General features: G+C 59.5%; 19 protein-coding genes. 9 read left to right on the forward strand and 10 right to left on the reverse strand.

All coding sequences use genetic code 11. The features are described from left to right. The first annotated feature begins 26 nt into the window (after positions 1 to 26). From bamA to ASTEX_RS14190, 8 genes are all read left to right on the forward strand, one after another. Positions 27 to 2,429, forward strand: coding sequence for an outer membrane protein assembly factor BamA (gene bamA, locus ASTEX_RS14155; protein WP_013480313.1), 2,403 nt, complete (start codon positions 27 to 29; stop codon positions 2,427 to 2,429). 40 nt (positions 2,430 to 2,469) lie between these two features. Next, positions 2,470 to 3,135: an OmpH family outer membrane protein gene (locus ASTEX_RS14160; RefSeq protein ID WP_013480314.1), complete on the forward strand. Its 666-nt coding sequence runs from the start codon at positions 2,470 to 2,472 to the stop codon at positions 3,133 to 3,135. 265 nt (positions 3,136 to 3,400) lie between these two features. Next, a complete protein-coding gene (lpxD, locus tag ASTEX_RS14165) occupies positions 3,401 to 4,414 on the forward strand; it encodes a UDP-3-O-(3-hydroxymyristoyl)glucosamine N-acyltransferase (RefSeq protein ID WP_013480315.1) in 1,014 nt (337 codons plus the stop codon). Between the two features lie 7 nt (positions 4,415 to 4,421). Next, complete coding sequence (gene fabZ / locus ASTEX_RS14170) at positions 4,422 to 4,919, forward strand: 3-hydroxyacyl-ACP dehydratase FabZ (protein WP_013480316.1); 498 nt, start codon at positions 4,422 to 4,424, stop codon at positions 4,917 to 4,919. Then, positions 4,916 to 5,701, forward strand: coding sequence for an acyl-ACP--UDP-N-acetylglucosamine O-acyltransferase (gene lpxA, locus ASTEX_RS14175; RefSeq protein WP_013480317.1), 786 nt, complete (start codon positions 4,916 to 4,918; stop codon positions 5,699 to 5,701). The genes fabZ and lpxA overlap by 4 nt, the downstream gene beginning before the upstream one ends. Beyond that, complete coding sequence (locus tag ASTEX_RS14180; RefSeq protein WP_013480318.1) at positions 5,701 to 6,546, forward strand: LpxI family protein; 846 nt, start codon at positions 5,701 to 5,703, stop codon at positions 6,544 to 6,546. Before lpxA ends, ASTEX_RS14180 begins: the two co-directional genes overlap by 1 nt. Next, positions 6,515 to 7,696 carry a lipid-A-disaccharide synthase gene (gene lpxB / locus ASTEX_RS14185; RefSeq protein ID WP_013480319.1) on the forward strand — a complete coding sequence of 394 codons (1,182 nt, stop codon included), beginning with the start codon at positions 6,515 to 6,517 and terminating at the stop codon, positions 7,694 to 7,696. The genes ASTEX_RS14180 and lpxB overlap by 32 nt, the downstream gene beginning before the upstream one ends. Positions 7,697 to 7,833: 137 nt before the next feature. Next, on the forward strand, positions 7,834 to 9,057 hold the full coding sequence (locus ASTEX_RS14190; RefSeq protein WP_144004744.1) for a serine hydrolase domain-containing protein: 1,224 nt from the start codon (positions 7,834 to 7,836) through the stop codon (positions 9,055 to 9,057). 87 nt (positions 9,058 to 9,144) lie between these two features. Here ASTEX_RS14190 and gltA read toward each other — a convergent pair whose 3' ends face one another. Further along, positions 9,145 to 10,434, reverse strand: coding sequence for a citrate synthase (gene gltA / locus ASTEX_RS14195; RefSeq protein WP_013480321.1), 1,290 nt, complete (start codon positions 10,432 to 10,434; stop codon positions 9,145 to 9,147). Between the two features lie 465 nt (positions 10,435 to 10,899). Here gltA and ASTEX_RS14200 point away from each other — a divergent pair, with 465 nt between their 5' ends. After that, positions 10,900 to 12,573: a ComEC/Rec2 family competence protein gene (locus ASTEX_RS14200; protein ID WP_168148156.1), complete on the forward strand. Its 1,674-nt coding sequence runs from the start codon at positions 10,900 to 10,902 to the stop codon at positions 12,571 to 12,573. A gap of 386 nt (positions 12,574 to 12,959) precedes the next feature. On the opposite strand, the gene ASTEX_RS19445 is transcribed toward ASTEX_RS14200, so the two are convergent. The 9 genes from ASTEX_RS19445 to ASTEX_RS14245 all read right to left on the reverse strand — a co-directional run bounded on the left by ASTEX_RS19445 (position 12,960) and on the right by ASTEX_RS14245 (position 22,190). Continuing rightward, positions 12,960 to 13,568, reverse strand: a complete 609-nt coding sequence (locus ASTEX_RS19445; RefSeq protein ID WP_013480322.1) for a hypothetical protein — start codon at positions 13,566 to 13,568, stop codon at positions 12,960 to 12,962. 54 nt (positions 13,569 to 13,622) lie between these two features. Then, entirely contained in the window at positions 13,623 to 14,330 is a 708-nt protein-coding gene (gene lexA, locus ASTEX_RS14210; protein WP_013480323.1) for a transcriptional repressor LexA, read from the reverse strand. Between the two features lie 110 nt (positions 14,331 to 14,440). Then, complete coding sequence (gene trpC, locus ASTEX_RS14215; RefSeq protein WP_013480324.1) at positions 14,441 to 15,235, reverse strand: indole-3-glycerol phosphate synthase TrpC; 795 nt, start codon at positions 15,233 to 15,235, stop codon at positions 14,441 to 14,443. A 3-nt stretch (positions 15,236 to 15,238) separates the two neighbouring features. Next, positions 15,239 to 16,252 (reverse strand): anthranilate phosphoribosyltransferase, encoded by a 1,014-nt coding sequence (trpD, locus tag ASTEX_RS14220; protein WP_013480325.1) that lies wholly within the window; start codon positions 16,250 to 16,252, stop codon positions 15,239 to 15,241. Next, the gene (locus ASTEX_RS14225; RefSeq protein WP_013480326.1) at positions 16,245 to 16,838 is read right to left on the reverse strand and encodes an anthranilate synthase component II; all 594 of its coding nucleotides are present in this window, start codon (positions 16,836 to 16,838) and stop codon (positions 16,245 to 16,247) included. Before ASTEX_RS14225 ends, trpD begins: the two co-directional genes overlap by 8 nt. Positions 16,839 to 17,016: 178 nt before the next feature. After that, positions 17,017 to 19,446, reverse strand: coding sequence for a beta-galactosidase (locus tag ASTEX_RS14230; RefSeq protein ID WP_013480327.1), 2,430 nt, complete (start codon positions 19,444 to 19,446; stop codon positions 17,017 to 17,019). Positions 19,447 to 19,522: 76 nt separating this feature from the next. Beyond that, positions 19,523 to 20,869 (reverse strand): GTPase HflX, encoded by a 1,347-nt coding sequence (gene hflX, locus ASTEX_RS14235; RefSeq protein ID WP_013480328.1) that lies wholly within the window; start codon positions 20,867 to 20,869, stop codon positions 19,523 to 19,525. A gap of 18 nt (positions 20,870 to 20,887) precedes the next feature. Further along, complete coding sequence (gene hfq, locus ASTEX_RS14240; protein WP_013480329.1) at positions 20,888 to 21,136, reverse strand: RNA chaperone Hfq; 249 nt, start codon at positions 21,134 to 21,136, stop codon at positions 20,888 to 20,890. 181 nt (positions 21,137 to 21,317) lie between these two features. Then, on the reverse strand, positions 21,318 to 22,190 hold the full coding sequence (locus ASTEX_RS14245; RefSeq protein ID WP_013480330.1) for a D-amino-acid transaminase: 873 nt from the start codon (positions 22,188 to 22,190) through the stop codon (positions 21,318 to 21,320). Positions 22,191 to 22,222 lie beyond the last annotated feature (32 nt).

Genomic DNA, 22,222 nt, shown 5'->3' on the forward strand with positions numbered 1-22,222 from the left:
ACATATAAGCGGAACGAAACCTTTCCATGAATAGTCCTGCCTCCACCACTTCCAAGACACATGCTTGGACCGTCAGCGTCAGCCTGCTGGCGCTTCTGGCGGCCTCCGCTCCCGCTCTGGCGCAGGAAGCCCCAGCAAGCCCCGCCGCTCAGGCAGCGCCTGCGGCCCCCGCCCCACAGGTCGCTGTGATCGGGCGAATCAAGGTGGAAGGCAACGAACGTATCGATGCCGCTACCATCATCTCCTACCTGCCCGTTCAGGTGGGGCAGACGGTTAATGACCTTCTGATCGACCAGTCGGTGAAGACGCTTTACCGCACGGAACTGTTCTCCGACGTGCAGATCGTCATGAACGGCAACGAAATGGTCATCAGCGTTGTCGAAGCGCCGATCATCAATCAGGTGGTGTTTGAGGGTAACAGCGCCCTGTCCAAGGACAAGCTGCGCGATGAAGTGACGATCCGTCCGCGTGGCGTCTTCACCAAGGCCAAGGTGCAGGCGGACGTGCAGCGCATTATCGAACTGTATCGCCGCTCAGGCCGCATCTCGGCTACGGTGACGCCGAAGATCGTCGAACTGCCGCAAAAGCGCGTCGATCTGATCTTCGAAATCGACGAAGGCGTTAAAACCGGCGTCGAAAACGTCAACTTCGTTGGCAACAAGGCCTTCTCGGATAACGAACTGGCGGGCGTCGTCGTAACCAAGAAGTCCCTGTGGTGGAAGTTCTTCTCCTCGAACGACAACTACGATCCGGATCGTATGGATTACGACCGCGAGCAGTTGAAGAAGTTTTACACCAACCGCGGCTATTACGACTTCCGCGTTGTGTCGGCCGTGGCTGAACTGACGCCGGACCGCAAGGATTTCGTCATCACCTACACACTGGACGAAGGCGAAAAGTACAATTTCGGCCGCGTCGTGGTGAAGACCGAGAACGAAAAGCTGAACGGCGAGAACCTGCAACGTATGTTGCCGATCCAGCCGGGCCAGCTCTATGAAAGCGACCTGATTGAAAAATCAGTCGATGCCCTGACCTATGCGGCGGGGCAGGCGGGCTTCGCCTTTGTGGACGTGCGTCCGCGCGACGAAGGTAATCCGGAAACCAAGACGGTCGATGTGACCTTCAACGTGCGCGAAGGCGCGCGCGTCTATATCGACAAGATCGACATCGTCGGCAATGCCCGCACGCTCGATCGCGTTGTGCGCCGTGAGATGCTGGTGTCGGAAGGCGACGCCTATAACAAGGCCCTGATCGAACGCTCCAAGATGTTCGTCAATGCGCTGGGCTTCTTCAAAGACGTCGAAATCAAGGAAACACCGGGTTCGGCGCCCGACCGCACCAATATTCAGGTACAGGTCACCGAGCAGCCGACCGGCGAACTGAGCTTCGGGGCGGGCTTCTCCTCCTATGAAAAGTTCATCCTCGACGTCGGCATCACCGAACGCAACTTCCGTGGCCGTGGTCAGAACGTGCGGGCGCGTGTGTCGCTGGGTTCGATCCAGAAAAACGTCGATCTGTCCTTCACCGAGCCGCGGTTTATGGGCCGTGACGTCTCGGCGGGTATCGACCTGTTCTCCAGCTCGTACAACTATTCGGGCGTGAGCTATTCGTCGAAGACGAACGGCGCGGGTCTGCGTCTGGGCTACAGCCTGAACGGCTATTCCATCCTGCGTCTGCGCTATAACCTGCGCAGCGACGAACTGACCTATTCGGGTTCGTCGGAATGTGACGCCCTGCAATATAGCTGCGGCAACGGCGTGACTTCCAGCGTCGGTTACACCCTGTCGTTTGATCGCCGTAATGACTACGTGCTGGCGACGCGCGGCTGGCAAGCCATTCTGCGTCAGGATTTCGCCGGATTGGGCGGTGACACGCGCTATGTTCGCTCCGAGCTTGAAGGCCATTGGTATCATGGCTTCCGCAAGGATATGGTTCTGCACCTGCAAGGCATAGCTGGTAACATCACGCCCGTGGGCGGCGACGCCGTTCGCATCAACGACCGTTTCTTCAAGGGGGGCACCACATTCCGCGGCTTCGAAAATGCCGGTATCGGTCCGCGCGACACCAACTCGACCTACGCACTGGGTGGTGAAACCTACGCCATCGGTACGGTCGAACTGGGCATTCCCAACGGTCTGCCCGAGCAGTACGGCCTCAAAACCGCTCTGTTCGTCGATTTCGGTACGCTCGGTGGCATCGATGACCGTCTGAAATATTGCAGCGCGACTCAGGCGACGCTCGGTAACTGCACGGCCGGTACACGTCTGGACTATATCAAGGATGACATGTCGCTGCGCGCTTCGGCGGGGGTGACCATCCGCTGGAAGTCGCCTATGGGGCCGATCCAGTTCGATATCAGCCAGATCCTGTCGCGCGAAGACTACGATAAGACCGAGACCTTCCGTTTCTCACAATCTACACAGTTTTAATTTATCCTCCCACAAGATCCACCGAACGAGTTTCCACGCTATGAAAAAGCAAATTCTTCTCACTGTCGCCGCCCTGTCGGCCACTGCTCTGACCTCGGTCGCTGTTGCCCAGACCCCGGCACCCGCCGCGGCCCCGGCTCCGGCTCAGCCCCAAACCAAGCCGGGCCCGGTTATCGCCGGCGTCTGCGTCTATTCGAACGAAGCCGTGATGGCCAATGCTGCCGTTTCCAAGGCCGCCGCTCAGCGCCTCCAACAGATCAATCAGCAGGCCGAGGCCGAGCTTGAGCCCGATGCCCAGGCGCTGGAAAAAGAGCGCGCTGGCCTCGCCGCTCAACAAAAGACCCTGACCAAGGACAAGTTCGATCCTCTGGCTCAGGCCTTTATGGGTAAGGTCAAGGCCTTCCAGGACAAGGCGTTCATCGTCAATCAGGAACTGGGCCGTACCGAGCAGGACGCCAATGTGAAGGTGGCGCAACTGGTCGCTCCGGCACTGTCGGCGACCTACGAAAGCAAGAACTGCGGTATGCTGGTTGACCGCAAGGCCGTTCTGTTCGCCAATCCGGCTATGGACATCACCGGTGACGTGATCAAGAAGCTCGACGACTCCAAGGTCGCGGTTGACATCAAGCGCGTCGTTCTGCCGGAAGCTGACCGTCAAAAGCTGCTGAAGGCCAAGGCTGAGCAGGACGCCCAGCAAGGCGGTTAAGTTTTGGGGCCGCTCTGAATGGCCCTGAAAACTTTGTAAACATTGAGTGAGCCTTGTCCGGCGAAATGTGCGCACGCATAGCTGGACAAGGCTCTGTTTTTTTGAGCTATATGCGACTTTTAGAGCCTCATACCGAAAGTGGACACCACTTTTCGGAAAAAAAACATGAGGCGTTAGAAATAATTAGAGCCACTCGGCGGCTCAACTTAGCCGACGACTGCTCTAGTCGTTTTTCCTGTCGCCTGGTGAGGAGGATTCGCAGGGCATGCCCGATCAAAGATTCTTTGATGTTGCCTCCGAAATCGCCCTTGATGACGTTCTCGGTCTGGCCTTTGCTACCGTGTCGTCGGGTGCAGACCTGACGGCACGTCGTGTAAACGGCTGCGCCCCGCTGTCGGTGGCGGGGCAGGGCGATGTCGCCTATTTCAGTGACCGTCGCTATCTCGAAAACCTGCGCCGCACGCGCGCCGGTTTCGCCTTCGTCCACGAAGCGGATATCGACCATGTGCCTGAGCAAACCCTGGCGCTTGTCACCCGCTCACCGCAGGCCTCGTGGTCACGACTGGCGGCAAAGCTGTACAGACCGCGTCGCCACGAAGGGCCTCAGGCCATCCACCCCACAGCCCGTATCGAAGACGGCGTGACATTAGGAGTAGGGGTCATTGTCGGTCAGGGGGCTGAGATCGGGCGCGGGTCGCACATCGAAGCCTACACGGTGATTGGTCCGGGGTGTCAGATCGGACGTAATTGTTACATCGGGGCGCACGCGACGATCTACTGCGCCCTGATCGGTGATGGCGTGCATCTGGCGTCGGGTGTGCGAATCGGCGAGGCTGGTTTTGGTGTTTCGGGCGATCACGAAGGCCTGATTGACGTGCCCCAACTGGGGCGTGTCGTCCTTCAGGATCATGTCTCCATCGGTGCAGGAACCTGCGTTGATCGCGGGGCCTATGACGACACCGTCATCGGTGAGGCTTCAAAGATCGACAATATGGTTCAGATCGCCCATAACGTTAAACTTGGACGTAACGTCATCGTCGCGGCCCATTCCGGGCTTTCGGGTTCCGTTCAAGTGGGGGATGGAGCCATGTTCGGAGGTCGCGCGGGCGTGATCGACCATATTGATATCGGGGCCGGGGCCAAGGTGGCTGCGGGTGCGGTTGTGTTTAAAGACGTCCCTGCGGGACAGATGTGGTCGGGCTTCCCCGCCAAGCCGTCGCGGCAGTTTCTGCGCGAGACGGCCTGGCTGAGCAAGGCCGCCACCAAGGATAAGGGCTAAGAGCAGAATGACCACGGATCAAGGCGGCGAGGTGCCGGAAGGCGGGGCACCCGAAACCGGTATCGACATCAGCTATCAGGAAGTGATGAAGCGGATTCCGCATCGCTACCCGTTTCTGTTGATTGATCGCGGCGAAAACTGGATCAAGAACAAGAGCATGGTGGGCATAAAGAACGTCACGTTCAATGAGCCCTTCTTCAACGGTCATTTTCCTGAAAATCCAGTCATGCCGGGCGTGCTGATCATCGAGGCGCTGGGGCAAACCGGGGCCGTGCTGATGTCGAAGTCGCTGGATGTCTCCGTCGAAGGCAAGACCATCTTCTTCATGGGCGTCGATGGCGTGAAGTTCCGCAGCCCTGTGCGTCCCGGCGATCAGTTGCGGATGCACGTCGAAGTGACGCGTCACCGCGGGGATGTGTTCAAGTTCCGCGGCGAAGCGTTTGTGAACAATAAAATCGTTTGCGAATGTGAATTCGCGGCCATGGTGGTCGAGACACCGCAATGAGCATCCACCCGACGGCTATTATCCATGAAGGGGCGCAACTGGGCGAGGGCGTCAGCGTCGGCCCGTGGTGTATTGTCGGCCCGCAAGCCGTGCTGGGTGACCGCGTAACCCTGCAAGCCAGTGTCGTCATCGAAGGCCATACGGAAATCGGCGCCGACTGTTACGTACATCCCTTTGCGGTTTTGGGCGGCTCACCCCAGCATCTGGCGCACAAAGGCGAAGATACCCGCCTTGTCGTCGGTGAACGCAATCAGATCCGCGAACACGTCACCATGCATACCGGCACGGTCAAGGGCGGGGGCGTGACGACGGTCGGTAATGACTGCCTGTTCATGGTCGGCAGCCACGTGGCGCACGACTGCGTCGTCGGCAATAATGTGGTGCTGGCCAATAATGCCTCTCTGGGGGGACACGTTAAGGTCGGCGATTTCGTGTTTCTGGGTGGCCTGTGCGGCGTGCACCAGTTCGCGCGCATCGGCCGCTACAGCTTCGTCGGCGGCGCGGCCATGGTGACCAAGGACGTCATCCCCTACGGTTCGGTGTGGGGCAATCACGCGCGTCTGGAAGGTCTCAATCTGGTGGGGCTGAAGCGTCGCGGCTTCTCGCGCGACCTCATCCTGTCGCTGCGCACGGCCTATCGCATGATGTTTGCGCCGGAAGGCACGTTCCAGGAGCGTCTGGACGACGTGCTGGAAAACTTCAGCGACATTCCTCAGGTCGTTGAAATCGTTCAGTTCATCCGCGAAGATTCTAACCGTCCCATCTGCCTGCCGGTCGAGTGATGGACAAGCTCGGTCTCATTGCCGGCGGCGGACTGGTGCCGGTCGAAATCGCGCGTTACCTTAAACGGAGTGGGCGACCCTATTGTGTCATCCGGCTGGAAGGGCTGGCGGACGCGGAACTGGCGGCCCATCCCGGTCACGATATTGATGTCGGCCATTTCCAGAAAATCTTTGTGGCTCTGGCGCAGGAAGGCTGCCGTGCCGTGTGCATGGTCGGATACGTCAAACGTCCGGACTTCGATGCCATGCAACGCGACGAAGGCGGGGCGGCGCACCTGCCGGGCATTCAGGCCGCCGGGCGCGGCGGAGATGACTCACTCCTGCGGCAAGTTGCCAGAGTGTTTGAAAGCCAGGGCTATGCCATAGAAGGGGCGCACGATGCCAATCCGGAACTGTGCCTCGAAGAGGGGCTTCAGGCCGGGGAGGCGCCGTCACCCGAAGCGCGCGAAGACATGGAAGAGGCCTTCCGCGTCGCGCACGCCCTCGGGGCGCTGGATATCGGACAGGCGGCGGTCGTCGCTGGGCGGATCACGCTGGCGGTAGAGGCTCAGGAAGGCACGGACGCGCTCCTGAAGCGCGTGGCGACCCTGTCGCCGGTACTGATCGGCACTCAGGGCCGGCGCAAGGGCGTGCTGGCCAAGGTGCCCAAACCGATACAGGATTTGCGGCTCGACATGCCGACCATCGGCGTGCAGACGGTCGAGGCGGCAGCGGCGGCGGGTCTTTGTGGAATTGTCGGGCAGGCGGGGGCGCTGCTCGTCGTAGACAAGGCGCGCGTCTATGCCCGCGCCGCCGAACTGGGACTTTTCATCTATGGACACGCCGCCCCCGCCCAAACCGACTAAGCTGATGCTGGTCGCTGCCGAAGCCTCCGGTGACATGCTGGGGGCCGGGCTGATGCGTGAATTGCAAAGGCAATCACCCGTCCCACTCACCTTTTGTGGCATCGGCGGGCAACGTATGGCCGAACTGGGCGTCAAGAGCCCGTTCGATATCTCCGAACTGTCGATTCTGGGCCTGATCGAAGGGCTGAAGGCCTATAAACGCGTCAAGCTGCGTGTCGCGGATACGGTGGCGCAGGCGTTGCGCGAAAAGCCCGATGCCGTAGTGCTTATCGACTCGTGGGGTTTTACGCTGCGCGTGGCGCACGGCATTCGCTCTGTCCTGCCCGATGTGCCTCTGATCAAATATGTCGGCCCTCAGGTGTGGGCGACGCGCCCGGGGCGCGCCAAAACGCTGGCGCAGAGCGTCGATCTCTTGCTGGCCCTGCACCCGATGGACGCGCCCTATTTCGAAAAGGAGGGGTTGAAGACCGTCGTGGTGGGCAATCCAGCCCTGAATGTCGATTTCAGCACCGCCGACCCCATTGGTTTACGTGCGCGGTTGGGCATTGGTGAGGCCCCAGTGCTACTGGTCCTGCCGGGTAGCCGCCCCTCCGAAATCAAGCGCCTGATGCCGGTTTTCCGTGAGACCATCGAAACCCTGTCGAGTCAGCGCCCCGAACTGGTCTTCGTTGTGCCGGTGGCCGATACGGTGCGCGAGCAGGTGCGCGACGGTCTGGACGGCGTGCAGGCCCCGCTGCACCTAATCGACAACGAAACGGATAAACTCTCGGCCATGCGCGCCGCGACCGTGGCCCTGGCCTGTTCGGGGACGGTGACGACCGAACTGGCTTTGGCCGGATGCCCTATGATCGTGGCCTATAAGGTCGAGCCTCTGACCTATTTCCTGTTCAAACACATGTCGCCGCTTACCCACGTTACCTTGTTTAACATCATGGCAGGCGAAGGGGTTGCCCCTGAATTTATCCAGCACGCCTGTACAACAGTCAATCTGGTCGCCGCGCTTAGCCAGAGACTGGACGATCCGGCCTTCCGCGCCGCCCAGACCGAGGCCCAGTACGCCGCTCTTGACTTGATGGGCCGCGGTCAACCGGCCCCGGCCATCCGCGCGGCCGAAGCTGTGTTGCAGCACCTGAACCTGACACAGATGTGAGGAGAGGGGTGCCTAAATACCCCTTGCGCCGTACCGATTCTCGCCCAATTCTACAGCTATAGCATCCCGTTCTGATATTCCCGTGATCCGTTCAGGCGTTAACTCAGGCTTAAGATGTCGGTAGCACATCCTTTACCATGACCCGATTTTCGTATCCTTTGGGGGGTATGACGCGCCGTGCGGCGGTGGCCCTGAGCTTGGCGGCTCTGGGCGGTAGCGTCTTGCGCCCTCAACCGGCTGTGCAGGGCGCGTCCGCCGGTATGGGGCCCGACGCACCTGCGCTGAAAGACTGGCCCACGCTGGACGCGCTGGCGCAAAGCCTTATCGACACCCGCCTGACACCGGGGCTGAGCCTCAGCGTGATGCATAAGGGGGTGATGCTCTATTCCAAAGGTTTCGGGCAGTCGGATATCGACAGTGCGGTTTCGATCACACCGCAGACGAGCCTGCGCATCGCCTCGATCACCAAACAATTCACAGCTGTGGCCATTCTCCTGCTGGCCGAAGAGGGGCAGTTGAATGTCCATGATCCGCTATCGAAATTCCTGCCGGATTTCCCGCGCGCCGCTGAGGTCAGCCTGCACCAGCTGATGAGCCACACCTCCGGCATGAGCGACTATATCAATCGTCAGGACCATAGCATTCTGGACGCGGCACGTACCCGCGATTACAGCAGCGATGACATTCTCAAACTGATCCGCGCGGGAAAGCCGCTCTATCGCTTTGCGCCGGGCATGGGCTGGGCCTATTCCAATTCCGGCTTTACGCTTCTGTCGTCGATCGTTGAGCGTTTATCGGGTCAGAGCTTTGCCGATTTTTGCCGCAAACACCTGTTTGAGCGCGCGGGCATGGCCAATACGACCATCGACCAGAGTTGTGAGGTCACCAATGCCGTGACGCGTGGCTATACGCCGACGCGTGGCGGCTTTTTGCCCAACCTGCCCGTTTCGCCCACCTTCCTGCGCGGGGCCGGGGCTATCCGTTCGACGACCGAAGACCTGTGTCGCTGGCACGCTGCGCTCCTCAATCATCAGATCATTAAGCCCTACAGCGTCGAGGCCATGATGACACCGGCTCTGCTTAAAAATGGCAAGCCGGCGTGGGAGCGACAGGGCAATGAGCCCCTGAACTATGGGTTTGGTGTCGGGCTGGGTGTCACCGAAGACAGCCGCCGCTACTGCACACACGGCGGACGCATCAACGGCTTCACGGGCCATCTGCGCAGCTTTATCGACGAGCAGGTGACGCTGGCCATCCTCTATAATTGCGATGGCGGCGGATCGGCGCAATTTAGCGCCGCTCAAAAGGCCCTGCGGCTGGAGGCGTCACGTCTGGGTATCGAGGCCGCCGGCCAGGTCTGACTCAGGTTCCTGTCATCCGCTCAGGACTGTGATAAACGCAAAAAAGCCCGCCGTTTCCGGCGGGCTTTTCTGTTTCTGTCGAACCGCTTAACCGCGTTGCGACAGCGGCACAAAGTCGCGTTGCGTCGCGCCGGTATAGAGCTGACGCGGACGGCCAATCTTCTGACCCGGATCCTCGATCATTTCCTTCCACTGGGCGATCCAGCCCACGGTGCGCGCCAAAGCGAATAGCACGGTGAACATGGTGGTCGGGAAGCCCATGGCCGACAGGGTGATGCCGGAATAGAAATCGACGTTCGGGAACAGCTTGCGCTCGACGAAGAAGTCGTCCTTAAGCGCGACGGCTTCCAGTTCCTTGGCGACCTGGAACAGCGGGTCGTTTTCGCGGCCCGTGGCGGCCAGTACTTCGTAGGCCGAGGTCTGCATGACCTTGGCGCGCGGATCGTAGTTCTTGTACACGCGGTGACCAAAGCCCATCAGCTTGTAGCGACGGTCCTTCACCCCAGCGATGAATTCCGGAATCTTTTCCGGCGTACCGATTTCACGCAGCATGTTCAGCGCTTCTTCGTTGGCCCCGCCGTGCGACGGGCCCCACAGACAGGCGATGCCGGCGGCGATACAGGCGAACGGGTTAGCACCCGATGAACCGGCCAGACGAACCGTCGAGGTCGAAGCGTTTTGTTCGTGATCCGCGTGCAGGATGAAGATGCGGTCCATGGCGCGGACCAGAGCCGGATCAACCACATAGTCTTCGGCCGGAACGGCGAAGCACATGCGCAGGAAGTTTTCGGCGTAGGACAGATTGTTCTTCGGGTGCACGAAGGGCTGACCGACGCTGTATTTGAAGGCGCGCGCCGCGATGGTCGGCATCTTGGCGATCAGGCGGTGCGCCGAGATTTCGCGCTGCTGGGCGTCATGGATGTCGAGGCTATCATGATAGAAGGCCGACAGGGCACCAACCGCGCCGGTCATGATCGCCATCGGGTGTGCGTCGCGGCGGAAACCATCGAAGAACCGGTCGAACTGCGCGTGCAGCATGGTGTGACGGGTGATGGTGCTTTCGAACTTTTCATACTCAGCAGCCGACGGCAGTTCGCCGTGCAGCAGCAGGTAGCAGGTTTCGAGGAAGTTCGCCTGAGAGGCCAGCTGATCAATAGGGTAGCCGCGGTGCAGCAGCACGCCCTGATCGCCGTCGATATAGGTGATCTTCGATTCGCACGACGCCGTGGAGGTAAAGCCCGGATCGTAGGTGAAGGCATCGGACTGCGCATAGAGTTTACGAATGTCGATCACGTCCGGGCCAAGCGAGCCCTTCAGGATCGGCAGATCTATGACCTTGTCGCCTACGGTGACTTTGGCGGGAGGTGTCTGGGTCATGACGTGCTTACCTCTTATCTTTGTGTGCAATGCAAACGGCATTTTCGTTGCACCTGCTATATAAAGTGCAAACCTAAATGAAAAGAGCCTCTTTCATCCGTCCCGGCGCGACAGGAAGGCGACAAGGCGTCGGGTGGCATGGATTGACGCTTTCGTCAGCCTTTTTACGGGGGTGTCGGGGGCGCGGATGCAGATTGAAAATTTCAGTATATATATGACTTTAAACGGAGTTTGTATTCATAAGTTCAGTGGATATCGGGTTTCAACTTGTCTGACTTAACAATTTTTTGTGAACCCTGACGCCACGCGATTTTAGTCGTCGTGTCTCTTCCATGTGCATCATTTTATCGCTGATGAAAATTAATTTCATAAGCGAAGGCGATTTTCGCACCTCTCTTGCCTCCCGCGCAAGGGCTTGTTTTGTAAGTCAGGGATGTGTTCAGCAGAGGCGACGGGGGTAGGGGATTGCAGCGGCTTCGCGTCTGGCTTTCGCACATCCGGTCTGTCGATTGGACGCAGAGTTTGCGGCAGGCGCTTGCCCAACAGGTCGGGCGTATAGTGCTTTGGTTGCCTGTGGCTCTGGCCGCGGGATGCGCCGTCTATTTGAGCCTGCTTTTTGAGCCGCCCTGGCTGTGGATTTTACCGGGAATCGGCGTGGCGGGGAGTATCTATGGGCTGTCTTGCTGGTGGCAATGGCCGTCTGTAGTTCGCCACGGCCTTCTGTTCGTCGTGATGTTCGCGCTGGGTGTAGGCTTATGTAAAGTGCGCGCCGAACGCGTGGCGGCCCCGGTGCTGGTGTCCCAGCAGACGCAGTTCCATCTCGATGCGGTGATTATCGATATAGTCGGCACCGACAGTTCGGAACCTAAACTTTTGCTGGCGCCGCTAAAACTGTCCGGCGTCGCCCCGGAACAGACACCTATCCGCGTGCGTCTGAGCCTGCGCACCCTGCCGCCGGATCTGGCCCCCGGTCAGGCCCTCTCTGTGCTCGCCATCCTTCACCCACCGGCGGGGCCGAGTATTCCGGGTGGGTACGACTATGCACGCACGGCGTGGTTCGATGCGGTGGGGGCCGTGGGCTTTGCACCCGGCCGCATCCGTACCCTAGAGACGCCCCCCTTGCCGGCACGACTGCAACGGATCGTGGCGCTCAATCACTTGCGCTGGGCGGTGACGAAGCGTCTGATGAGACAGGTTCAGGATACGCGCATGGGCGGATTTGCCGCCGCCATGGTGACAGGGCATCAGGCCTTTCTGGCCCCTGAACTGGTTGAAGACATGCGTGATTCGGGGCTGGCGCATATTCTGTCTATTTCCGGTCTGCATATGGCGATTGTGGGTGGATTTGCCTTCTTCGCCTGCCGGGGCCTGCTGGCCCTGACGCCACCGATCGAGCTGAGATATCCGATCAAGAAGTGGGCTGCGGTATTAGGTATAATAGCAGTGGCGCTTTATCTGGCGTTGTCGGGGGCCCCAGCCCCGGCCATCCGCGCTGCTGTCGTCGCGTGGGTCGCCTTTGGGGCCATTGTGTTTGATCGCAGCGCATTGAGTTTACGCGCCCTGGCCATAGCGGCCATTATCGTATTGTTGCTGATGCCCGAAGCCGTACTGGAACCGGGGTTTCAGATGTCATTTTGCGCCACGGCGGCGCTTCTGGCGTTGGCCGAAGTGTCGCGCAATCCTGTGCGTGAACTGGACGTACCGTGGTGGGTGCACGGCTGGCAGGGCCTGTGGCACGGACTGAAGGTCTCAGTGCTGGCTTCGACGGTGGCCGGGTCGGCCACCACCCCGTTCGGCGTCTTCTATTTCAGCCGCGCCCAGATGTACGGCCTGCTCAGCAATCTGATCGAAGCCCCGATCACCGGCTTTATCGTTATGCCGGCGCTGGCTTTGCGCACCGTATTGAGTGCCACGCCTTTGGGAGCCCCCCTTCTGTGTGTGGCGCAGCAGGGCCTGTGTAATCGCAGCCATCGTGGGCTTTGTGACAGATTTGCCCGGCGCCGTGTTGACGGTGGCAGCCCCGGCCAATCTGGCTCTGGCCATGTCCACCGCCGGAGTCTTGTGGACATGTCTGATCCGCGGTCGCGCGCGCTGGATCGGGTTACTGGCGGCTCTGGCCGTCATCTACTGGCCGCGTGAGACGGCACCGGATATCTGGCTGGAGGCCGAAGGCAGCAATGCGGCGATCCGCGTCAAGGGCGCGGCCTACAGTCTGCGGGTCAGTTGCGCCAGTATGGCTATCAACCCTGGCTGAAACATTACGCGCTGAACGACGCCCCTGAAAGGGGGCCGCAGGACTATGTGTGCAAAAGCTATATTTGCCTGCCCACGGCTACTGCGCCTTACCGCCCCGGCTTTTCCTTTGCCGCAAAGCTCCAAAGTCCGAACAGGTCGAGGCCCTGTGCCAATCCGCTGATCTGATCGTCCTGCGATCTCAGGTAACCGAATGGCCCGCCAACTGCGCCGGGGTCAACCGCATTACCGCCTCAGACTCCGAGCGCTTGGGGGCTATGGAACTGACCCGGTCAGGATTGAAAAGCTGGCACATTCAAGCCGCCAAACCTTTGAGAGGTCAGAGGCCATGGGTACATTAGAGCCTCATGCCGAAAAGTGGACACCACTTTTCGGAAAAAACATGAGGCGTTACAAAAAATTAGAGCCATTCGCCGGTTCAACTGAGCCGACGAAGGCTCTAGGCCCGCCGTTCGGTCTTCCGCATCTGTCTTATCCAATCCCGCCTTGCGTGACGGTCTGGATCTGTGCTGACGGGCTCCTTTTATAGCCAAACGCAGAGGCTGAACGATCCTATGGTTTGTCCAAAGTCTAACCCGGTGCGGAAACGCTCGGATATGGCTGAAAACTTGGCTCAGCATAAGAATAGCCGCAATTTCGGCATAGACGGCGGTATCTGCGGCGACCAGAAACACCACATCAGCCGGAAACGCCGGGGCGAAGGACACGACAGTAGTGACGAAGGCCACTGCGAACACCACTTTCGACCACGTCAGCGTGTTCAGCCACATGGCGAGACGGTCGATCAGAAGACCTTTAAGGTAGTGACCTATCCGGGTTTCCGGAAATAAAATGGCAACGCCATAGGCCATGAGTATCGCATAAAGAACGGAAAACCCCATATCATCCTCCACAAGAGCGATATGGGGCGCAACCGTCGCTAAACAAGACGCGCTTTAGTGATACCGGCGCATCAGACCAACCAGCTTGCCCTGAACGGCCACTTCATCGGCATTGTAGATGCGGGTCTTATAGGCCGGATTGGCCGCCTCAAGGGCAATCGACGCGCCCTTCTTGCGCAGGCGCTTCAGGGTCGCCGTATCGCCATCGACCAGAGCCACGACGATTTCGCCTGACTGTGCCGAATCCGACTTCTTGATGATCACATAGTCGCCGTCAAGAATACCGGCATTGATCATCGAATCGCCTTCGATTTCCAGCAGATAGTGCTCACCGGAACCGACGAAGATTTCCGGCACGCGGATACGGTCACGTTCAGCCCCCAGCGCCTCGATCGGCACACCGGCGGCGATCTTGCCCAGCAGCGGCAGTTCGCGGCCTTCGTCATTAGCGGGCTTGGACGCTGGGACCGGGGCGGCGGGGCGGGTGCCTTCGACCACCTGCGGCACAAAGGCCTGACGCCCGCGCGGCGGAGCGGCGGTCGTTGCCTGATCCGGTAGCTTGATCACTTCAAGAGCACGGGCCCGGTGCGCAAGGCGCCGGATAAAGCCGCGTTCCTCAAGGGCCGTGATCAGCCGGTGAATCCCCGACTTCGACGCCAGATCCAGCGCCTCCTTCATCTCATCAAAGGACGGAGACACTCCCGTTTCCTTGATGCGTTCATGAATGAACATCAGAAGTTCGCGTTGTTTGGTCGTCAGCATAGGTCCACCCGCTGCAAAAGTTTGTCCCCGGACATGGCAATATTTAGCGCATGAATGGTGAACAAGTCATGAACTTGTGCGAAGTGTTCTGTATGCGTTCTTTAGTCTTGTCAAGCGGGCGTGAGCAGATTCTTCGCCGCCTGAGTGACATCGCCCTGCCGCATCAGGCTTTCGCCGACCAGCATGGCTGTGGCCCCGGTTTTTTCGAGCCGAGCCACGTCCTGCGGCGTAAAGATACCACTTTCGGCGACCAGAACGTGCTGCGGTCCGACCATGGCCGACAGGTCCTCGGTCGTTTTCAGATCGACATCAAAAGTTCTTAAGTTGCGGTTATTAATACCAATCAGCGGAGAGGCCAGCTTAAGTGCGCGCTCCATTTCCGGTGCGTCGTGCACCTCGACCAAAGCGTCCATGCCATAGGCGTGCGCCGCCGCGATCAGGTCGGCGGCCAGAGCGTCGTCGATCATGGCCATGATCACCAGAATGGCATCGGCCCCAAGGCTGCGCGACTCGGCGACCTGCCACACATCGACAAGGAATTCCTTACGGATGCAGGGTAGGGTGACGGCGTTGCGGGCCGCCACAAAGTGCGATTCGTGCCCCATAAAGCTCGGCGCATCGGTGAGGATCGACAGACAAGACGCTCCGCCGGCCTGATAAGCCGCCGCAAGTGTAGCCGGCTCGAAGTCCTCACGAATCAGTCCTTTGGACGGGCTGGCCTTCTTCACCTCGGCGATCAGCGACAGGCTGTGCGGCTGTTTGTGGGCCACCAGCGCGCGTTGAAAGCCGCGCGGTGCGCTGACCTTTGTGATACGTGCCTCCAGCGCCGACAGTGATGCCGCAGGCTTGCGTTCGGCGACTTCCGTGCGCTTGTAGGTGGCGATCTTTTCCAGAATATCGGACATGTCTTAGGTGTTCGTAAGGGTGACGAGTTGATCGAGCGCGGCCAGAGCCTTGCCGTCATCAAGGCTGGCGGCGGCGTAATCGAGCCCTTCGCGCAGGGTCTCCACCGCGCCGCCGACCAGGAAGGCCGCCGCGGCATTGAGCATGACGATATCGCGATAGGGGCCTTTTTCGCCCTCCAGTAGACGACGCAGGGCGGCGGCATTGTGTTCCGGCGCACCGCCCGTGATGTCGACCAGCGCCGCGCGCGGCAAACCCACGGCTTCGGGCGTAATGGTGAACAGGCGCAGCTTGCCGTCCTTCCATTCCGCCACCTCGGTTTCGCCCGTGGTCGTCAGTTCATCGAGACCGGAACCGTGTACGACCCAGGCGTGAACGGCCTCAAGCTGCCCCAGCGCCTTGCCAATCGGCTCGATGAAGCGCGGGGAGGGCACGCCCACCACCTGACGCCGCGCGCCAGCGGGATTGGTGAGGGGGCCCAACAGATTGAAAATAGTGCGAAAACCGAGCTGCTGCCGGATCGGAGAGACGTGTTTCATCGCCCCGTGATGCGCCACAGCGAACAGGAAGCAGATACCGGCTTCCTCCAGCGCCTTGCGCTGCTGTTCCGGCGTGGCGTCGATATTGACGCCCAGTGCCGCCAGAACATCCGCCGTGCCGGATTTCGAGGTGATGGCGCGGTTGCCGTGCTTGGCGACCTTCAGGCCGCCGCCGGCCGCCACAAAACCAACGGCTGTGGATATGTTGAGCGTATGCAGCCCATCGCCACCAGTGCCGCAGACATCGACCGTGTCATAGGGATGATCAAGCCTCTTGGCCGCTGCGCGCATGGCACGGGCGCAGGCGGCGATTTCGCCGACGGTTTCACCGCGCAGGCGGATAGCGGTTACGGCAGCCGCCACCTGAGCCGGGGTCGGTTCGCCGCGCAGACAAGCGGAAAAGAAGATTTCGGCGTCGGCGTCAGACAGGGTCTGACCGTCCGCCAGCTTGGCCAGCAAGGGTTTGAAGGCGTCAGACATAGAGGTTGTGGCTCTCGATACCGGCCAGACGCAGGAAGTTGGCCAGAATCTGATGGCCGCCTTCGGTGGCAATGGATTCCGGATGGAATTGCACGCCGTGGATGGGGCGCGTGCGGTGCTGGACGCCCATGATTTCGCCGTCATCGGTCCAGGCGGTGACGATCAGGTCATCGGGCAGGGTTTCGCGCTTGATGGCCAGCGAGTGATAGCGCGTCGCCGTGAACGGATTGGGCAGGTCCTTGAACAGGCCGATGTCTTTGTGATGGATCTGGCTGGTCTTACCGTGCATCAGCGTCTTGGCGCGGATGACGTCGCCACCATAGGCCTGACCGATCGACTGATGCCCCAGACAGACGCCAAAGATCGGCAGGTCTTCGGGGGCCGCACGCAGCAGCGGCAGACAGATGCCGGCCTGATCCGGCGCACACGGTCCCGGCGACAGCAGAACCGCCTTTGGCTTCAGCGCCAGCGCGTCCTGAACGCTCAGCGCGTCGTTGCGGTACACCTGCGTTTCCGCGCCCAGTTCCGCCAGATAGTGCACCAGATTATAGGTGAAGCTGTCGTAATTATCGATGACAAGGATCATGGCCAACTCCCATGCAAGCGATATAGGCAAAGGCGGCGCAAAAACCAAACGGAAATGGCCCAAAGCCCGGACGTTTCAACGGTTTCACGCTTGAGCATGCCTAAATTTCCCATAAGATATATTATGCGATATATTGGTGTAGCCGGAAGGTGGGCACTCAGAGTGCCCACCTTCCGGACTATTTCAGCGTCAATTCGTATTCGGGCGTCAGTCGGATCGCGTCAATACGCGCCACCTGACCGTCCGTGAATTGTGGTTTCACGCTGGCGTCGAAATAGACTTTTGAATCCTCGCGCAGTGGCATGACGCTGAGTGTCAGTGGCTCCGTTAGTTTGTTGGCATAACGCTTAAGCCCGATACGCCACGTCCTCCCGATATAGTATTCGTCATCAAGCATCTGCGAACCTGAAAACAACCGCGCCACATCGCCCTGATAATCGACATCCAGATAGACGTCGGATACCCCTCTCAGTGCCTCTTGCGGTGCCTTCACGGTCCATGCGGCCGAAGCGCCGAAACTTTCCGGTTCAGGCACGATGGGTGTATTTCGCGGCCCCCAAGTCTTCAGCGGCGGTGCCCTGCCTGCCTGGCGCAGAAGCTGCCATTCGGCGGACAATTTTACCGGCGGTGCCAAAGCGCCCCAGTTCTGAAACAGCCCCTTTGAAGGCTCAAATTTTAGTTTCAGATTTGAAGTTAAATTATTTGATAAATATGGATAAATCGCAAATCTGAATTGTGGGTCGGTTTGACGGAACGTCGCCCCACCCTCCGTGTTTCCAAAGACATGCGCCGCACTCAGGATCAGGTGCGGACGGCCCCGCACCGTCACAGTGGTCAGGCTTTGCGCCTGCGCTTCGGTGAGAAGCAGAAAGCGTGCGCTCTTGCCATTAGCGCCTACGACGGAAACGATGCGTCCCGTGCAGGACGTTACCCGTATCTGAGCCCCCTGCCGGGCCTTTTGGGCCCCCGTAATCGTGCGTATCGCCTGTGCGTCAAAGACAAATTCCGGCTCGATCTGGCCAGTTGTGGCAAACACATAAAGGTCGCCCTTCCCGTCGTCGAACTTCGTCACCGGCTGGGCCGTTGCCCACAGGAGATCAATACCCGACAGGTCGAAATGGACGGGCCAGATGAAGGCGGCCCCCTCCTCTACAGTCATGCCTTTCGACGGAAGGGTCACGCTTTTATCGCTGAGTTTAATCTCAAAGCGCGTATCCGGATGCGCGGGCGTGGCGTGCTGGCGCACATGGTTATTCACGAAAACGAAGCCCGATCGGCCGTCTCCCCGGAACGCCCAGCGCAGGGTTTTCAGATCATCAGCGGCTGCGGGCTTTATCTCCGGGGCGTAAACGTTCATCGGGGCCAGACGATCCCCGAAAGCCTGAAGGAAGGCGTGGATGGGTTTGAGCTTATTCAGGACCGGGCGCGCCTGACCATACTGACCCAGTGGGGCCTGAAAATCATACCCCAGTCTGGGCACGTCATTATAGCCACCGCTGGCCATGCTTTCGTCACGTGACGGCGATCCCGGTGGGTTCTGCCCGCCCTGAAACATATAATAGCCCAGAAGGTTGACACCTGAGCCGACCTTGGTGATCACCATATCGGCGATATCGTCGGGGCTGATCAAAGGACGGCGACGATACATCTGCGGCACGCCCCCACCATACTCCGCTCCGAAAAAGGGCGTAATGTCCGTATCGCGCGCACCATCATCCTGTGTTGAGGTGCGCCCCTGAGCCCCCAGACCCTTTTCATTACGCACGCCAAACTGAAACAGATAGCTCGACTTGGGCGGCAATATCCCTGCGGCCGCTGACCACGGCTCATCGACATAGGTGCCGAACACCGGGATCACCTCGCCACGCGGAAAGACGGCATTGTCCCAGCCAGTTACGGTATAAAGCGGCAGATCAAAACCGTGCGCGCGCAACATCTCCTTCAAGCGGGCAATGTGTTCGCGCCCCTGAAGCGGCCCGGTGCGGTTATATTCGTTCTCGATCTGGATGCCGATCACCGGACCGCCGTCTTTCCATAACAAGCCCTTCGTCTGCTCGGCTATCTGCGTGAAGAAGGCGTCCACATAGCCGAGATAGGTCGGGTCATTGCTGCGGGTCGGCACCGAGTCCACCACCCAGTCAGGAATGCCGCCAAACCGAACTTCGGCATGGGCCCAGGGGCCGGGACGTAAATAGACATAGAGGTCGTTTTTCTGCGCCAACTGAATGAATTTGCGAAGATTTCGGTCGCGGCTCCAGTCGAAGTCACCGTGACGTTCCTCATGGTGCTGCCAGATAACGTAGGTGGCAACGACGGTGACGCCTGCCGCCTTCATCTTGAGGAGCTGTTCTTCCCAGTATTGTTCCGGAAAACGGCTATAATGAAACTCGCCCATAACCGGCAAAACGGGTTTACCGTTGAGCGTCAGGTAGCGATCAGTGACGCTGATGCCCTGCCCCGAAGGCGACAGGCCTGTTCCCATCTTCAACAGACCGTCACGCGGCGCCGAGGGCGCAATCTGCGCATCGACCCGCACGGTTTCCGCCGAAGCCACACTCCACATCAAGGCCAGCAGCGCGGTCGAAGCGGCCAGAAGATTTCCGTTCATTGGCATTTCCCTCTTTTTTTTATTGGGAAATTTGTACGACAATAAGCCGTGCCCGCCAAGCGCTGTATCGAAAAATCTATGCCCGACCTGTCATCTGCTCGTAGCGGCCCAGAGCCTGATCGCTCAGCTTGACCTTCAGATGGATATGACCGGTTTCGTCATCAAAGCGATCCAGCACACGGCCCTGAGTATACAAAAAGGCCAAAAGCTGACCGTCCTGCGGTGCCAGTTCGACGTCGATTTCGGTACCGGCTTCGTCCACCTTGAGCGCTATATCGCTGAGGAGCTTTTCGATCCCCTCGCCCGTGATGGCCGACACCATGATCGGCTTGTTCATGGCGCGATCCAGTACGGCGCGGCTATAGAGGATGTCGCGGGCCTCCTCGTCCAGCAGGTCGATCTTGTTCCATACCTCAATCAGGCGCGATTTATCGAGATCCGGATGGATATGGGTGAGCACCTGCATCACGTCTTGCGCCTGCGCGTCGCTTTCGGGGTTCGACATGTCGCGCACGTGCAGGATCAGATCGGCCTCCAGCACCTCTTCCAGTGTGGCGCGGAAGGCGGCAACCAGTTCGTGCGGCAGGTCGGAGATAAAGCCCACCGTATCGGAAATAATAGCGGCCCGTCCGCCCGGCAGTTTCAGCGTGCGCAATGTCGTGTCGAGCGTGGCGAACAGCATGTCCTTGGCCAGCACTTCGGCGCGCGTCAGGTGGTTGAACAGGGTCGATTTGCCGGCATTGGTATAGCCCACCAGCGCCACAATCGGGTACGGCACCTTTTTGCGCGCGCTGCGGTGCAGGCTGCGGGTGCGGCGCACGTCGTCCAGTTCGCCCTTGAGCAGCTTGATCTTGTCGGCAATCATGCGGCGGTCGAGTTCGATCTGGGTTTCGCCGGGACCACCGGTTGTGCCGGTGGCGCGCTGACGCTCAAGATGGGTCCAGGTGCGCACCAGCCGTGAGCGCTCGTATTCCAGCCGCGCCAGTTCGACCTGAAGCTTGCCTTCGCGTGTACGGGCGCGACGACCAAAGATTTCGAGAATAAGGCCGGTGCGGTCGATGACCTTGCGTTCCCAGGCCTTTTCGAGATTTCGCTGCTGGATCGGTGTCAGGGTAGTGTTGACGATGACGAGATCGGCCTCGACCTCTTCGCACAGGGTCACAATCTCTTCGACCTTGCCGGAGCCGAACAGGGTGGCGGGGTTGGGCTTACGCACGCGCGCCGTATCGGCGGCCACAATGTCAAGGTCGAGGGCGATGGCCAGACCGGCCGCTTCATCTAGACGTGACTCATCATAGCGCCGCGTCGCAGGCACCCCTTGGGGCTGACGCGGCGAAGATGGCGCGTGCGGTGCGGCCATGTCAGGGTCGATAATGACCGCACGCTGGGTTTCCGGCGTGCGGTTTACAAATTTGGTGGTCAAAAGAGTCCTTTGGGCGACTTAATCGTCCGAGTCTTCTTCCTGCTCATACAACTGCACCGGCGCAGCGGGCATGATGGTCGAGATTGCGTGCTTATAGACCAGTTGCGACTGACCGTCGCGGCGCAGCAGCACGCAGAAATTATCGAACCAGCTAACGATGCCCTGAAGCTTGACGCCGTTGATCAGGAAGATGGTGAGAGGCGTTTTGGATTTACGAACGCTGTTGAGGAACGTGTCCTGCAGGTTTTGTTTCTTTTCGTGGGACATTTAGTCGCCCTTCTTGTTAGACATTGCGAGCCCAAAACGGGCTTCACACACAGACATAAGCAAAAGTCACGAAATCACAACGCACAGGCGTACATAATTTCGTGAAGTATCATAGGCGACAATCGGTGAACAATTCAACCGAACACTATATAACATAATATTTCGGTGGAATTCCAAACCTTTACAGGTCAATGCCGGCGGAACGCTGAGCCCGTTGAATGTAAGCCTCACGCAGCCGCAGCGACAATTCGCCCGGCACACCGTCACCGATCAGCGAATCGTCTATCTGCACGATGGGCATAACGAAGGTCGAGGCGGCCGACAGGAACGCCTCTTTGGCGCGTTTGGCTTCCTCCAGCGTAAAAGCGCCTTCGGAGACATCAACGCCCTCTGCCCGCAGGATGTCGAGCAGGCTGATGCGCGTCACGCCCGGCAAGATATTGGCGCGCAGGCTGCGCGTCTTCACCTCGCCCTCTTTGGTGACGATATAGACATTGGCCGACCCGCCTTCGGTGACGAAACCTTCGGCATCGACAAAAATTACATCGGAAGCCCCCGCCTCGCGCGCGGCCTGTTTGGCCAGCACATTAGGCAAAAGCCCGACGGTCTTGATATCACAACGGCCCCAGCGCTTATCGGGCGCCGACACCACACGGATGCCCTTGCGCGCCTTGCTTTCTGCCGTCTGACGGTCCACGGGCTTGGCTGTGATGACCAGAGCCGGTTTGACCGGTTCCGTTGGGAAAAAGTGATCGCGCGGGGCCACACCGCGGCTCACCTGAAGATAAACCAGCCCCTCACCAATGCGATTGCGACGGATGACCTCGTTCAGCACCACCACCAGAGACGCGCGCGGCATCGGCATAGCGATATGCAGCTCTCGTAAGGAACGCTCCAGCCGGTTCAGGTGCCCGGCCAGATCAGCCAGTTGCCCGCCAAATACCGACCACACCTCATAGACGGCGTCGGCAAACTGATAGCCGCGATCCTCAATGTGCACGGCAGCATCGGCATGGCGCACATAGGCACCGTTCACATAAGCAATACGGGACATGGTAATCTCAATAAACCTGAAAGCCTCAAGAG

The organism is Asticcacaulis excentricus CB 48, assembly GCF_000175215.2.
In the GTDB taxonomy this organism is placed as follows: Bacteria; Pseudomonadota; Alphaproteobacteria; order Caulobacterales; family Caulobacteraceae; genus Asticcacaulis; species Asticcacaulis excentricus.